Source organism: Halorubrum xinjiangense (assembly GCF_900102375.1).
GTDB classification, from domain to species: Archaea; Halobacteriota; Halobacteria; order Halobacteriales; family Haloferacaceae; genus Halorubrum; species Halorubrum xinjiangense.
This window is the reverse complement of record NZ_FNBO01000008.1, coordinates 1-14,803: the sequence shown is the minus strand read 5'-3', so window position 1 is coordinate 14,803 and position 14,803 is coordinate 1. Positions and strand designations below refer to the sequence as shown.

Genomic DNA, 14,803 nt, shown 5'->3' with positions numbered 1-14,803 from the left:
GGCCCCTCGCTCGGCGGGGCGCCGACAAGCACCCGTCCGCGAGTGATTTAAAACCCGGGCGGGCGACGGGTGTGACATGAGCGATGATTCCGTGACCGCGGTGATCCTCGCCGCGGGCGAGGGGCGGCGGCTGGCGCCGCTGACGAACCGGCGGCCGAAGCCGATGGTCCCCGTGGCGAACCGGCCTCTGCTCGAACACGTGATCGAGGCCGTCGCCGCCGCCGACGTCAACCGGATCGTCCTCGTCGTCGGCTACCGGCAGGAGCGCATCCGGAACCACTTCGGCGACGGCGACGACTGGGACGTGACGATCGAGTACGTCGAACAGGCCACCCAGCTCGGCACCGGCCACGCGGTGTTACAGGCCGAACCGCTCGTCGATGGTCCGTTCCTCGTGCTCAACGGCGACCGGATCGTCGACCCGTCGGCCGTCTCGCGGATTCGCGACCGTGTCAGTGAGGGGACGCACCCGACGATGGCGGTGACGACCGCCGAACACCCGCGCGAGTACGGGGTCGTGAGCCTCGACGGTGACCGCGTGACGGCCATCGACGAGAAGCCGGAGGGGCCCGTCGAGACGAACCGGATCAACGCCGGCGTATACGGGTTCTCGACCGCCGTGTTCGACGCGATCCGCGAAACGCACGCGCCGGGGGAGCTGACGATCACGGCGACGCTCAACGACCTCGCCGCGAGCGAATCGCTGTCGGCCGTCCGGTACGACGGCCGCTGGCTCGACGTGTCGAACCTGTGGGACCTGCTGACCGTCAACGCGGGGGTTATCGGCGGGTCCGGGGCGTCGGACCCCGAGGGTCCCGTCCTCGGCGAGTCGGTGACCGTCGCCGACGACGTGGCGCTCGCGGGCAACGTCCGCGTCGGCCCGAACGTGACGATCGGCGGCAGCACGGCGATCGGGAGCAACGCGACGATCGAAGCGAGCGCCGTCGTCGAGAACGCCGTGATATTCCCGGACGCAGTGATCGGCGCCGGGGCCGTGGTCCGGGACGCGATCGTGGCTGGAAACGCACGTATCGGCCCGAACGCGACGGTCGCTGGCGGGCCGGCAACGGTCGTCGTCGGCGACGCGGTCCATCACGGCGTCGAACTCGCGGGCGTGATCGGCGACAACGCGACCGTCGGCGGCGGGTCGACGCTCACAGACGGCGCGGTCGTCGGCGACGACGTGACCGCCGACGCGGGGGTCGTCATCGACGGCCGCGTCGAATCGGGCGCGGTCGTGCGGAGGGGGTAACCATGTGCGGGATCACCGGCTACATCGGCGACGAGATCGTGCTGGATGGAGATGACGAGGTCGCCAGCGTGGGCGATATCGTCCACGAGGGGCTCCGCAACCTAGAGTACCGCGGCTACGACTCGGCGGGGGTCGCGCTCGTCGGCGATTCGAGCGGGCTCACCGTCGCGAAGCGGTCGGGCGAGGTGGACAATCTCACCGTTCCTGACGTCGCGGACGCAACGCTCGGGGTCGGCCACACGCGCTGGAGCACGCACGGCCCGCCGACCGACGCGAACGCCCACCCGCACACGGACTGCGTCGGCGACGTCGCGGTCGTTCACAACGGGATCGTCGAGAACCACGAGGATCTCAGGACTGAGTTGGCCGACCACGAGTTCACGAGCGACACCGACACAGAGGTCATCCCGCATCTGATCGAGGAGGAGCTCGCGGCGCAGCGCGGCGAGGGCGACCTGCTCGACGCGGTTCGGGCCGTCGAGGACCGGCTGGAGGGGAGCTACGCGATCTGTGCGGTCCGCGAGGGCGACGACCGGATCGTCGTGGCGCGCCGCGGGAGCCCGCTCGTGCTGGGCCGCGACGACGAGGCGACGTTCCTCGCCAGCGACGTGACGGCCTTCTTAGAGCACACGCGCGACGTGACCTACTTGGAGGACGGCGACGTGGCGGCCCTGTCGGCCGAGGGTGTCGAGGTCTACGCCGACGGCGACCTCGTCGACCGCGGCGTCGAGACGGTCACGTGGGAGGCCGACGCCGCCGAGAAGGGCGGCTACGAGCACTACATGCGCAAGGAGATCCACGAGCAGCCGGAGTCGCTCCGCCAGACTATCGCGGGACGGCTCGACGTGGACGCCGGCGACGTCGACCTCGACGTCTCGTTCCCGCCGGGCTTCCTCGCGGACCTCGAAGAGATCCAGATCGTCGCGTGCGGCACCTCCAACTACGCAGGGCGGTACGCCGCGCAGCTGTTCGAGGAGCTCTCGGGAGTGCGCGCGACCGTCGAGATCGCCAGCGAGTACGAGTTCGGTGCGGGCCGCAGCCCGGACCGGACCCTCGTTGTCGCCGTGACGCAGAGCGGGGAGACCGCCGACACCCTCGGCGCGGTCCGCCGCGCGAACGCCGCCGGCGCGCGGACGTTCGCCGTGACGAACACCCTCGGCAGCACCGTCACGCGCGAGGTCGACGACACCGCGTTCATCCGCGCCGGCCCCGAGATCGGCGTCGCGGCGACGAAGACGTTCGCCTCGCAGGTGGCGACGCTGACGATGCTCGCGGTGGCGATCGGTCGCGAGCGCGGCGCGCTGGGCGCGGCCGACGCGCGGCCCGTGTTAGAGGGGCTCCGCGACCTTCCCGGCGCGGTCCAGCAGGTGCTTGACGCGGAACCGGCGGTCCGCGAGGCCGCGACCGAGTACGGCGACAGCGAGGCGTTCTTCTTCGTCGGCCGGCAGTTGGGTGTCCCGGTGGCGCTGGAGGGCGCGTTGAAGCTCAAAGAGATCTCCTACGACCACGCCGAGGGGTTCGCAGCCGGCGAGCTGAAACACGGCCCGCTCGCGCTAGTGACGCCCGACACGCCCGTGTTAGCCGTGCTGACAGACGGCGCACGCGCCGACGAGACGATGAACAACGTGACCGAGGCGCAGACGCGCGGCGCGCCCGCTATCGGCTGCGTCTCCGCGGGCGAGGAGTACGGTACCCTAGACGTGTCGCTCCCGGTTCCCGACGTGGGACTCGTCGAACCGCTGGTCGCGAACGTCTACCTCCAGCTGTTCGCGTACCACGTGGCCAACGACAAGGGGCGATCAATCGACAAGCCGCGGAATCTGGCGAAGAGCGTGACGGTCGAGTAGCGGAGAGTGCCCGAAATCCGGGCCATCAGTCGTCGTTGTCGAACTACTACCAGCCGGGAACGGTATCAGGGACCGCACCGCATATCTCGCCTCGCGGGTTCCCACCCAGACTGAGCGCTGTGAGTTGACGAGCGCGGTATCAGACGACCTGCCCGAGAAGAGTCCGCCGCAACGTGCGCACCACGGGTCGTAACACCGACGGCGGGTGAACGCCGCCTCTCCGTGCGAGACCGATCACGTCGGCACTGTCCCACCTCGTTACTCGTCGTCCGGCTCCTCGTCGCGGCCCTCAGAGAGTCGCTCCCAGATCTCCGTACAGCCCGCACCGTCCGGGACGTCGGTGAGGTGGGCGTCGTCTGCGGTATCCGAGTTACTCATGTTCTGAGTAACCGTATTAACGCCCACCTAATAACCCTTCCGGCCGCACCAGTACGTACTTACGGAACGACTCACGACGACCACGTATGGCTGATTCCGGCGAGGACCTATTCTCGTTGCTCGATCTGACGGAGTACGAAGCCGACGCATTAGAAGAACTGCTGCTTTTGGGGCGGACCACGGCGCCCGACCTCGCCGAGGCGACCGGGATCCCGAAGGCGCGGATCTACGGCGTCCTCGACGCGCTCTCGGAGGCGGGGTACGTGAAGGTGATCCCGGGCCGCCCGAAGCGGTACGAACCCCACGAGCCGGCGGCGATTGCCGAACGGGCGGTCGAGAACCGACGGCACGCCTACGAGCGGTTCCGTGAGGACGTCGAAGCCGTCGAGGAGGCGTTCGTCGACGAGTACGCGCCGGTCCGCGACCGCGGCGTCGACGAGCTCAGCCCGACGGAGGACCTGTTCCACGTGGTCGACGTGGGAGAACCGAGTGAGCGCGAAACGAGGCGTCTGTTCCGTGAGGCGAACGAAGCGGTGTACGTGCTCTCGAAGAGCTTCGGGTACATCGACGCTGTCCGCCCCGCAGTGCGGGACGCGGTCGACCGCGGCGTCGACGTCGATATCCTGCTGTTAAGTCCCGACTCGCTCTCGACCGAGAACCGTCGACGCCAGGCCGAGATCCGCGAAACGCTCGCAGCGGAGTTCCCGTCGGTCGCCGTCCGCGTCAGCGACCGCGTGCTACCGTGGCGCGGCACGTTCGCCGATCCGAGTCTCTCGTACGAGTCGGGTCAGGGGCTACTCATGGTCGAGCAAGAAGAAGTACCGAACCACCACCGGCAGGCCGCCGTCACCGAGAACCCGTCGTTCGTTGCGGGGATGTGGCAGTACTTCGACCTGCTGTGGCGCCACGAGAGCGTTCCTGCCGATCCTGACTCATCAGCCGGCGATACCGTCAGGGAGTAAGCCGAACGCCTCGATTCTGAATGGAGCGTTACCAGCGGACAGGATCAACCGGAAAGCCTTTACTCGTAGTTACTCGACTGGCGAGTAACGATGACTGTCCTACTCACCGGTGCCGACGGCTACCTCGGCTGGCCGACCGCGCTGCGACTGGCTGACCGTCTCGACGAGCGAATCGTCTGCGTCGACGACTTCTCGCGACGCGACTGGGTCGCCGAGTCGGGGAGCGTCTCCGCGACGCGAATCGAGAGCCCCGAGGAGCGGTTCGAGCGCGTCGAGAACCTCAGCCTGGTCGAGGGCGACCTCGCCGACCGCGACTTCGTGCTCCAGCTGTTAGACACCCACGAGCCCGACACCGTGCTTCACGCGGCCGCACAGCCCAGCGCGCCCTACTCGTCGATCAACGGCGAGCGCGCGCTGTACACCCAGCGCAACAACGTCTCGATGACGCTGAACCTGCTCCACGGCCTCCACGAGACCGGGCTGTCGGACACACACTTCATCGAGACGACGACCACCGGCATCTACGGCGCGCCGCACTTCCCGATCCCCGAAGGCGGGTTGGAGGTCGAACGGAAGGGTGGCAAAGACGAGGTCCCGTTCCCGGCGATGGGCGGCAGCTGGTACCACCAGACGAAGTCGTTCGACGCGGCGAACATGCGGCTCGCGGAGTCCCAGTTCGACTTCCCGATGAGCGAGGTGCGGACCGCCATCGTCTACGGCACGGAAACGGCGGAGACCCGGGCGCACGAGAGCCCGACGCGGTTCGACTTCGACTACTACTTCGGCACCGTCGTCAACCGGTTCTGCGCGCAGGCAGTGGCGGGGTACCCGATCACGGTGTACGGGAAAGGCGAGCAGCGCAAGCCGATGGTAAGCTTAGAAGACGCCGTCGAGAGCCTCGTCCGCTTGGTCGAGCAGGGCCACTCCGGAGACGACGGGATCGACGTGTACAATCAGGTCACCCGTCCGATCGCCATCGTCGAGCTGGCAGAGACGATCGCCGAGGTCGGCGCGGAGTTCGACCTCGACGCCGAGGTGAAACACTACGAGAACCCGCGCGAGGAAGACGAGGAACACAAGATGGAGATGGAAAACGAGCGGTTCCTCGAGCTGGTCGGTGGGCAGCGCCAGGAGCTCGAGTCCGGGATCCGCGACGTCCTCGGGACGCTCGTCGAAGAACAGGATCGGATCGCGGCCCACGAGGACCGGTTCCTCCCGGGCGTGCTGACCGATGAGTGAGGCGGATAAAAGAAACGGTGCCGACCGCGCAGACGGGCAGCGCGTGCTCGTCACCGGCGGCTGCGGCTACATCGGGAGCGCGCTCGTCCCGCGGCTGCTCGACGACTCGCGCGTGAGAGAAGTGGTCGTCCTCGACTCGCTTTCGTCGGGCTCGCCCGCGCACCTCTCCGGGTGTGTCAGCGACCGGCTCGACTTTCGCCGGGGCGACGTCCGCGACTACGGTGCCGTCGAGAGCGCGACCCGCGGCGTCGACGCCGTGATCCACCTCGCGGCGATCACCGGCGCCGCGTCGACCCACGACCGGCGCGAGGAGACGTTCGCGGTGAACCGCGACGGCACCGAGAACGTGCTCACGGCCGCGGGGAAGTTCGACGTCGACAGCGTCGTGGTCGCCTCCTCGTGTAACAACTACGGCCGCGCGGCGAGCCGCGATATCGACGAGACGACCGAGCAGAACCCGCTGAACCCGTACGCCGAGTCGAAGGTGGCCTGCGAGCGCCTGCTCGACGAGGCGGTCGACGCGTACGACTTCGACGCGACTGCGCTCCGGATGAGCACGAACTACGGCTGGTCGCCGGGCGTCCGGTTCAACCTCGTGGTGAACCACTTCGTCTTCCGCGGGCTGACGGACCGCCCGCTGACGGTGTACGGCGACGGGTCGAACTGGCGACCGTTTATCCACGTGCGCGACGCCGCGCGGGCGTATCTCGACGCCGCGCTGGATCCCGCCGCGTGGCCCCAGCGCGTGTACAACGTCGGCTCGAACGAGGGGAACTACCGGATTAGCGAGATCGCGGAGATCGTCCGCGAGGAGATTGATCGGGATCTGGACGTGACGTACTTGGAGGACGAACAGCCCGGCCCCTCGTATCACGTGAACTTCGACCGCTTGGCCGAGACTGGCTTCGAGACGGAGTGGACGCTGCGCGAGGGGATCCGCGACATCGCGAGCGAACTGACTGGGACGGAGGCGACCTAGGGATGACTGAGATTACAGAGACCGAAATGAACGATCAGAGCAACGGTAGAGCGATTGAGACGCCGACGATCGCGGTCACGGGCGCGGCCGGCTACATCGGCAGCCGCGTGGTCGTGGAGTTCCAAGAGGCGTATCCCGACTGGGAGCTCATCGCGATCGATAACCAGTACCGCGGGCAGGTAGACTCGATCGGCGACGTCGACATCGAGCACGTCGACATCCGGAATCGTGACCGGCTGGAGGACGCGCTCGCGGGCGCGGACGTGGTGTGTCACCTCGCGGCGATAAGTGGGGTGGACGACTGCGACGAGAACCCGGATCTCGCGTACGAGGTGAACGTCACGGGGACGAACAACGTGGCGTGGTTCTGCCGGAAGACGGGCGCTGCGTTGGCCTTCCCGTTCAGCATGGCCGTGTTGGGCGATCCCGAGGAGTTCCCCATCACGGCCGACCAACCGCGCGATCCGCTCAACTGGTACGGGCGGACAAAGCTGCTCGGCGAGCGGTCGATCGAGGCGTTTGCGGACGGCGCGTTCCCGGCGCACCTCTTCTTGAAGTCGAACCTCTACGGCGAGCACGTCGTCGACGGGACGGAGGTGGGGAAGCCGACTGTGATCAACTTCTTCGTGAATCGCGCGCTTGCTGGCGAGACGCTGACCGTGTATGAGCCCGGGACGCAGGCGCGGAACTTCGTTCATGTGCAGGGCGTGGCGCGGGCATACGTGCGGAGCGCGGAGCGGTTGCTGGAGCAGTTGGCGCGTGGGGAGACCGGGACAGAGACGTACGAGATTGCGAGTGAGGAGGACATGAGTGTGATGGAAGTTGCCGAGATTGTGCGGGAGGCGGCGTTGGAGGTGCGCGGGATCGACGTGGACGTGGAGCTGGTGGAGAATCCGCGGAGTGACGAGACGATGGTGGAGGAGTTCGGGGTGGATATTTCAGCGGCGGGAGAGCGACTTGGGTGGGAAACAACGGAGAGTGTAGAAGCGTCAGTCCAAGAACTCTTGCGGGGACACAGTAGCTGAGGATAAGAGTAGGTCTATCACGACATCTACCCATTTTGATGACCGCAAGCCATACAGAAAGGCGACAAAGGTAGTCACCAACTGAGATCGTTCGACGTGGAACTCGACAAGACGTGATCACCTAGTAGCTCAGGAGACTATACAATCTTGTTTAGCCGCATTATTATGACAGGAATAAAATAACTCAGTCTGACAGGAGATCCTTGTAGACATTGAGGTAGTGTTGACCGATTGTTCGCCAGTCGTACTTTTCTTCAACGCGCGCCCGGGCTTGCTGTCCGATCTCACTGGCAAGATCGAAATCTGCGAGAAGTGTTGTGACCGCGTCTGCGATTGCTTCGGCTGACTCTGTAGGGACGACAAATCCTTCCTTCCCGCTCCTCACCATCTCATGAGCACCATCAATATCACTAATAACGACCGGACAGCCGACAGCCATCGCCTCCAGCCGAACCAGCGAGAAACTCTCGGAGCGTGAAGGATGAACGAACGCACGTGCTTCAGCAAGGTAATCACGCAGTACGGACTGGTCGACATAACCATGAAATGTGAGATTATCACTGATGCCAAGTTTTTCTGCCTGTTCGCGCAATGCCTCTTCTTCAGGGCCTTGGCCGAAGATGTTGAGGTGAACATCTGGGAATGGCATGGCAATCTGAGCAAGAGCTTCCAGCAGAATATCGTAGGCTTTCCGCCGATCAAGTCGTCCTATTGCGACCAATTCTTGTGTTTCTGAGCGCCCCTGGAACTCGAACAGTTCCGGATCGACTCCCAATGGAATCACTTCTATTTTCGCCTCGTCAACGAATCGAGTGTACAGATCTTTCGCGTCCTCGTGGACGACAATGATCCGATCCGCCGCCGCCAGCGTTTTTTTGAACAGTTCCATCCTGATAGGATCGATCGTCATATCCCGGATCGCGTCCAGAGGATAGTACAGCGCGTTACTTACTGGCATTGGCAGTTCTCGATTGAGGACTCCAGCGAGCAGAGTGTTGAATTCTTCCGACATAATTGCGTGTCCGGCCTGACACGGACCTAGAACGGTCGGAGTATCGGACCCAATCCCTGCGAGCAGGACCGGATTGAACCATCGATAGCTAAGATTCATATGATGGTAGATATCGACGTTACCGGCACAGAATTCCTTAGCAACCGTCTCAAAACACCGTCCGTAGTACTTCAATTTGTTTCGAGTGTGGAGTTCATGGATTATGACGTTGTCAGCCTCAATCGGCGTCACCGCCTCGCCAACATACGCTTCGATTTCGAACGTGGAATCTTGGAGATTATTTAGAATGTTGTAGCTCTTCCCGTACTCACGGTTCGAAATATGAGAGTGGACCGGAGAGACAAGGATACGTGTCATTACTGGTTATACGTTCCGGGTAACTGATATAGACCACGATGCGGTAGTTTCATCCGGGCTGAGCAATCGGTGCCGATGCTCAGACCGCCTAATATAAACCACTCCTTACCGACGTTTGAGCCGATACAGATGCGTATCGGACAGACATCGTTCATAACCTTCGTCTCAACTTTTGTTTCCTCTGGTGCGGGATTCGTTGGGACAATCGTATTCGCTCGATTACTCGGAGCAGACATTCTCGGCCAGTACTATCTTCTACTGTCAATCGTCGCTTGGCTCGCCCTAGCCGGAACGTTAGGTTTCGAGAGCGCAATTACGAAGCGCTTGAGCGAGGGTGAGAACAGAGGGGCCTACAAGGTCGCAGGGGGCCTCTGTATCGCAGCCCTGACAGCGACCATTGTTCTCGCATTAATTCTCGGGGAGGATATCGTCCAGCAACTTTTCGGTGTCCAGCGGATCGATTTCCTGATCTTGCTGCTGATCGTTGGCGTCATGGGGTCCTACGTTGACGCAATACTCCAGGGAGTCCATCTTGTCCACGTCTACGCAGGACTACGGCCAGTACGACGAGTCATCCGGACGTTGGTACAGGTGGGTGGGATACTACTATCATTTGGATTAGTAGCGCTTGTCTACGGGTACGCCACCGGAGGTGTCGTTATCATTCTGATTGGCCTCTACGTCGTCGGCGGGCCATACCATCTCCCAAATCGAGAACATTTTCGGAGCCTCTACGAGTATGCCCGATTCGCGTGGCTAGGTCGCATTGAGGGAAAGACATTCAATCAGGCCGACATCCTCATTCTCGGTGTCTTCGTTTCTGACTCCTTAGTCGGAGTCTATGGAATCACTTGGAACCTTGCGAATTTCCTCATTATTTTCAGCAACGCCATCAGTTCGTCACTGTTCCCAGAACTGAGTAAACTCTCAGCCGATGAGAGCTCAGTACAGGTGTCTTCGTTGCTAGAAGACTCGTTAGCTTACGCAGGCTTGTTCACGATCCCTGGTCTAGTCGGCGGTGCCTTACTGAGCGAACGACTCTTGCGCGTGTATGGTCCGGAGTTTGTCGATGGAAGCGAAGTGTTGTGGCTACTCATTGGGGCGGTGTTGGTCTACGGCTATCAGCGACAAATTGTCAATGTTCTCAGCGCCATCGACCGACCTGACGAGTCGTTCAAAATTAACAGCGTTCTCATTCTCTCGAATCTCGTGTTGAACTTCGCCTTAATTCGAGAATATGGCATTTTTGGGGCCGCAGGCGCCACGATAACGTCTGTGCTTTTGAGTTTCACAGTAGGTTATATCATCCTCAACAGGCATATTGATATCTCCGTGCCAATCGACCGGATCGGTGCGCAGGTTGCCGCTGCTCTTGGGATGGGCCTCGTCGTCGTTGCGATAGAGATTCTTGCCAATCCAATTTTTTCCACGATTAATAACACTGCCACGACAACGGTGTTGGTCGTACTTGGCGCTGCCGCGTATTTTGCGTTTCTTTGGGGACTATCGGCAGATTTCAAAAGGATTATCAGAAAAAATATTCCAGTGTTCTAAGACTACCGTATATAACCGAGACCCTTCAAGCGATCCTCGACCGATGTCTCCAAATCACTCGTCTCTCCATCGCTCACGTCTGCCGATTCGAGATGTTCGTATCGGTCTTCGACTACGCCTGCCGCCTCTCTGTCATCAACTCGGTAAGACACTTGTGCGTCTCTGACATGAATCGTCGCCGCAGCCTCTCCATGGGTGGCATACTTCCGGACGGTATCACCGTCCTGTTCATAAACCGCGCGCCACGGACCGCCGTACTGCTTACGATCCTTACACTCGGCCGGTAGCATTATTTCCGGTCGTTCGAGACGTTCAGTTGCGGCAAAGGCGTACTCCTCAACTGCGAAGCTCCCCCGCTCGTTATTGAGAGTGTCTTCAACGACCGACGGAAACTGAGTGAGACTAGCAAGCTGATCTGTGGTCCCGCTATCAGAACCATCGGGATGGCGTACAAGCAACGGAACGTGAGTCAGTACTTCATGGATTCCCCAACTGTGGTATGCGGCCCGGACACGAGGATCCACGCGGCTGTGTTCGCCGAAACCGTCGCCATGGTCGCTGGTGATGACGAGAAGAGTATCATTGAGTTCACCACGGGCTCGGAGTTCATCAACCAACTTCTCAACGGCGGCGTCGGCTTGACGGATACAGTCGTCGTAGAGTGATTCGATCGCCCGGAGCTTCCACCACTGCTTCGAGGTGGCCACATCCTTTGAAATCGGCGAGGACAGCGAATCGTGGATCTCCGAGAGTCCCTCGGTGCCCGCGGACTCAAAGCCCGATACCGGCTTGTAGGGGTAGTGGGGATCCATGAAGTTTAGGCAAGCTGCCCACGGTCCGTCCTCTTCCGCTGTCCAGTTGATGAATTCCTCAATATAGCCGTTCGCACTCTCCTGTTCAGGATCGTACTCTTCGGTGTTGTCCGCGAGAAAGTAGAGACCATTAAATGCCGACCGAAGCGGCTTGCCGCTCTTTAAACACCGCGAAAGATATTCTGCCCTCGTTTGGTGGCCCTCGATATCGTTTGGGGACAGAGCGTTCTCGAAGTATCGATGTTTCGGGTCTCGTCGAGGTCCCGAGACTATATCGAACGGCTCTGCGAGGTTCGAGGACTCTGTGACGACCACGTTGGGCGTGAACAGGCCCGTCTCGTAGCCCTGTTCCGACAACATCGACCAGACCGTTGCGTCGGGATCGAGTCGCGACTCGTGTTTTGTAACGCCGTGCTGGGTCACGTGTAGTCCGGTAAAGATGCTAGCGTGGCTCGCGACACTATGGATACTCGGTGCTCGTGTCTGTCGGTACCACTCTGCTTCTTCAGTGAATGATTCTAAGAAGGGCGTCGTTCGTTCTCCATACCCGTGTAGACTCGTGTTTTTGGCCCGCACACTATCAAGAATTACTAAGAGGATATTGGGATTGGCCATTAAAATATTCACAACGACGTGTCCAAAGTACCTTTTGGATAGGCAGCCGGAGTACAAACGGTTTCTGTCTTGACCGTTCTCTTCGCGTTAGTGTTGGCATTTCTTCTCTTATTCTACCAAAACAATCATAATATCTTGTGAGCTAATTACAACTAAGATATGACCGAGCGATCTGTTCTTATTGGTCCACTTACTGTTTCCTTCTCTGACGATCCGTTTTGTACAGATGTAATAGAGACGATGTATGGCCAACTTGAGAATTCAGATTCCCCTGCCGATATACGAATAAGAGGCCATGATTGGCAGGAGATCGGAATTCCGACGGATCTAAATACGAAAGCAACCGATAGTATCACTCTTGAGAATGGTGTGATTCACGTAGATCAGAGGCGGCCACATAGCCCGCCAGTATCATGGCTAACTGATCGAATTGGACAGCGCGGCTGTATTCTTCGAATAGAAGGTTGGGAGTCAAGCACACTTTCAATTGACATATATTATGATGGAAAATTGTATGAAAATAATTTGAGTCCTGTACGTTGGGCTCTTCAGGCGAATAACAACACATTTGTGAGTTACGCAAACGGACTCGCAAAAGCATTTGTTTACAATATTTTTGAGCCACTAGTACAGGGATGGATTCTCTCAAAAGGGATTTCATTTCTTCACTCTGCGTCAATTTTGCTTGAAGAGAATGCGATTGTTATGACTGGTGCTGGCGGTGCGGGTAAAACCTCTTCAACAAGTATGCTAATAAAACAATCAGATGATATTCACTTTATGAGTGACGATCTCTCATTCATATCGGAAGATGGAGTTGTTTACCCTTATTATAAGTCAAGCATGATTTACGCGTATAACACCGCTGGAAGTACAATCAATGAAAATGAACTACTTGAGGGAATGATTGATCGGTCCCACTGGAAGTGGCGTAAACAGCAATTTGGAGATCACGGTGTTCGGCGGCGTGTACCTCCAGAAAAATTATTTGATGGACAGGTGGCTCCACCAACAGGACAGACTTTGGGCGCTGCAATATATCTCATTCGTGAAAAAAGAGAGCAGATTCAGCATGAACATATATCTACTCCTGAATTAGCACGTCGTTCAACAGGAGTAATCATAGATGAGTTAGACTGGTTAATTGAATATAGTGCTGCTCTCTGTTCCGCGGGATTGGATACTACTCCTCAAAAAATACTAAAGGATACTGAATCAGTATACAAGAAGTCGTTTGCTGATGCGAAGACAACGTTAGTGAGGATCCCAACGGAGACAGGTCCAGATGAACTTGCGAAATATCTTCGAATGGAGGTCCTCCGCGCATAGTTTAAAGTAATATAAATATCAACATTAGCACATCAACAATAAATATGATACTACTTATTAGATCATACATGATATAGTATATACAAATCTAATACAAATTTGGATGCAGATTTCCCTCTATTTGGCCTTGTTGAAATCCTATTCTTCAGACACATTCTCGCCTGAAACAGCCGGTCGATGAGAATTGCGAAAAGAATAAACTGTTTCTCCTTGGAATATAACTCTCTCAACGTGATCGATCAGGAGTTACGGAGGAATCTCTGTAGGGTGGGACTCATCGTTGTTGCTTTCTTCGGAGCGGTTTTTGTTTCCGTCTACCTCGATTCGTATTTCCTCAGCGCCCTCTTCTCGTTAATCTCCGTCGCTGGTGTGTTCCTGCTCTTGAAGTTTCAGAAAGTGTACTCAGTCATTATGATCGTTGTTGGAGTTCTCTCACTTGCGTTCGCCGTTCTCGGCTATCTGAATCTCGGTCTCGTAAATATGCCCGTTCTGTATGCCCTCCTCGCGGTACTGGGAATCGTTCGTGGCGGTCAGGCGTATCGAGCAACGGAATAACTGTATAGACCGTTCAGAGCGACCGGTCGAGATTATGAACGAGACAAGCGATAGTGAGTTCACGGAACTGTTTCCACCATCGTCGTGAGCGGACGAACGCACCGTACTTTCGCTTGAGCGTTGAGTTCACAGTCTCGGATTGACTCCGCTGGCCGTAGAGATCAGCGTCTAAGCGTGCGTTCCATGCCTTGTGGAGTGATGTGAACTCACGATGCTTAATCAGTGGCCGAACCTCGTGTTGCCGGGCGAGCCGCCTGATCTTCTGGTCGTCGTAGCCCTTGTCACCGAGCAGAATATCAATGTCTTCGGGATTGCGCTTGATCAACGACGGAGCGATCTGGCTATCGTGTTTTCGTGTCGTCGTTACGTGTAAATCGAGAATTGCGTTCACCTCCGTATCGACCAGCAACGTCACCTTGAGCTGCTGAATCGTGAGTTCGGCTCGTTTCGTGTAGTGTTTTGAGGCGTGACTGCGGTCGAATCCTGACGCATCAACTCCAACGACACCGCTCGTCGGAAGTAGCGTCGCTGAGAGAGTCAATATAGCACGCCAGACAGCCATATCAAGCCGGTTGAACGCCTTACAAAGCGTTGATGGCGTAGGAAGTTCAGCTAATCCGAGGGCGTGACGAATGCGTGGCATCTCGATTAGTTCGTCAAGCAGGCCACGATAGGTCGTGTTCTTCCGAACTTTGAGGCACAGCAAAACAACGTGCTGGGGAAGTGTATAGCGATGTTTGGAGAACTTCGAGGAGTATCGAGAAACCACTCGGCGTGCCAAATGGATCGCCTTCTCAGTAAACCGGAGAATCTGCGACTTCGGGAGGGCCTTCATCTCGTCGAATTACACGGCGAACATGTAACTCTCTGAGGATTTCAACAGAGCC

General features: G+C 58.9%; 12 protein-coding genes. 9 read left to right on the top strand and 3 right to left on the bottom strand.

Translation table 11 applies throughout. The features are described from left to right. Positions 1-76: 76 nt before the first annotated feature. From F3H13_RS10070 to F3H13_RS10045, 6 genes are all read left to right on the top strand, one after another. Positions 77-1,252, top strand: a complete 1,176-nt coding sequence (locus F3H13_RS10070; RefSeq protein ID WP_149798907.1) for a sugar phosphate nucleotidyltransferase — start codon at positions 77-79, stop codon at positions 1,250-1,252. Positions 1,253-1,254: 2 nt separating this feature from the next. Next, a complete protein-coding gene (gene glmS / locus F3H13_RS10065) occupies positions 1,255-3,099 on the top strand; it encodes a glutamine--fructose-6-phosphate transaminase (isomerizing) (protein ID WP_149798906.1) in 1,845 nt (614 codons plus the stop codon). A gap of 464 nt (positions 3,100-3,563) precedes the next feature. Further along, on the top strand, positions 3,564-4,439 hold the full coding sequence (locus F3H13_RS10060) for a TrmB family transcriptional regulator (RefSeq protein ID WP_149798905.1): 876 nt from the start codon (positions 3,564-3,566) through the stop codon (positions 4,437-4,439). 90 nt (positions 4,440-4,529) lie between these two features. Next, a complete protein-coding gene (locus F3H13_RS10055; RefSeq protein WP_149798904.1) occupies positions 4,530-5,678 on the top strand; it encodes an NAD-dependent epimerase/dehydratase family protein in 1,149 nt (382 codons plus the stop codon). Then, positions 5,671-6,657, top strand: a complete 987-nt coding sequence (locus tag F3H13_RS10050) for an NAD-dependent epimerase/dehydratase family protein (protein ID WP_149798903.1) — start codon at positions 5,671-5,673, stop codon at positions 6,655-6,657. The genes F3H13_RS10055 and F3H13_RS10050 overlap by 8 nt, the downstream gene beginning before the upstream one ends. 2 nt (positions 6,658-6,659) lie before the next feature. Beyond that, the gene (locus tag F3H13_RS10045; RefSeq protein ID WP_149798902.1) at positions 6,660-7,682 is read left to right on the top strand and encodes an NAD-dependent epimerase/dehydratase family protein; all 1,023 of its coding nucleotides are present in this window, start codon (positions 6,660-6,662) and stop codon (positions 7,680-7,682) included. 184 nt (positions 7,683-7,866) lie between these two features. On the opposite strand, the gene F3H13_RS10040 is transcribed toward F3H13_RS10045, so the two are convergent. Then, complete coding sequence (locus tag F3H13_RS10040) at positions 7,867-9,051, bottom strand: glycosyltransferase family 4 protein (protein WP_149798901.1); 1,185 nt, start codon at positions 9,049-9,051, stop codon at positions 7,867-7,869. A 129-nt stretch (positions 9,052-9,180) separates the two neighbouring features. Here F3H13_RS10040 and F3H13_RS10035 point away from each other — a divergent pair, with 129 nt between their 5' ends. Further along, complete coding sequence (locus F3H13_RS10035) at positions 9,181-10,605, top strand: oligosaccharide flippase family protein (RefSeq protein WP_149798900.1); 1,425 nt, start codon at positions 9,181-9,183, stop codon at positions 10,603-10,605. Between the two features lie 2 nt (positions 10,606-10,607). Here F3H13_RS10035 and F3H13_RS10030 read toward each other — a convergent pair whose 3' ends face one another. Beyond that, the gene (locus tag F3H13_RS10030) at positions 10,608-12,032 is read right to left on the bottom strand and encodes a sulfatase-like hydrolase/transferase (protein ID WP_149798899.1); all 1,425 of its coding nucleotides are present in this window, start codon (positions 12,030-12,032) and stop codon (positions 10,608-10,610) included. A 159-nt stretch (positions 12,033-12,191) separates the two neighbouring features. Between F3H13_RS10030 and F3H13_RS10025 the strand changes: the two genes are divergently transcribed. Continuing rightward, a complete protein-coding gene (locus F3H13_RS10025; RefSeq protein ID WP_149798898.1) occupies positions 12,192-13,361 on the top strand; it encodes a hypothetical protein in 1,170 nt (389 codons plus the stop codon). Positions 13,362-13,592: 231 nt separating this feature from the next. Further along, the gene (locus tag F3H13_RS10020) at positions 13,593-13,916 is read left to right on the top strand and encodes a hypothetical protein (RefSeq protein WP_223174386.1); all 324 of its coding nucleotides are present in this window, start codon (positions 13,593-13,595) and stop codon (positions 13,914-13,916) included. Between the two features lie 13 nt (positions 13,917-13,929). Here the strand turns inward: F3H13_RS10020 and F3H13_RS10015 are convergent, their stop codons facing one another. Then, complete coding sequence (locus F3H13_RS10015; protein ID WP_149798359.1) at positions 13,930-14,751, bottom strand: IS5 family transposase; 822 nt, start codon at positions 14,749-14,751, stop codon at positions 13,930-13,932. Between the last annotated feature and the right edge of the window lie 52 nt (positions 14,752-14,803).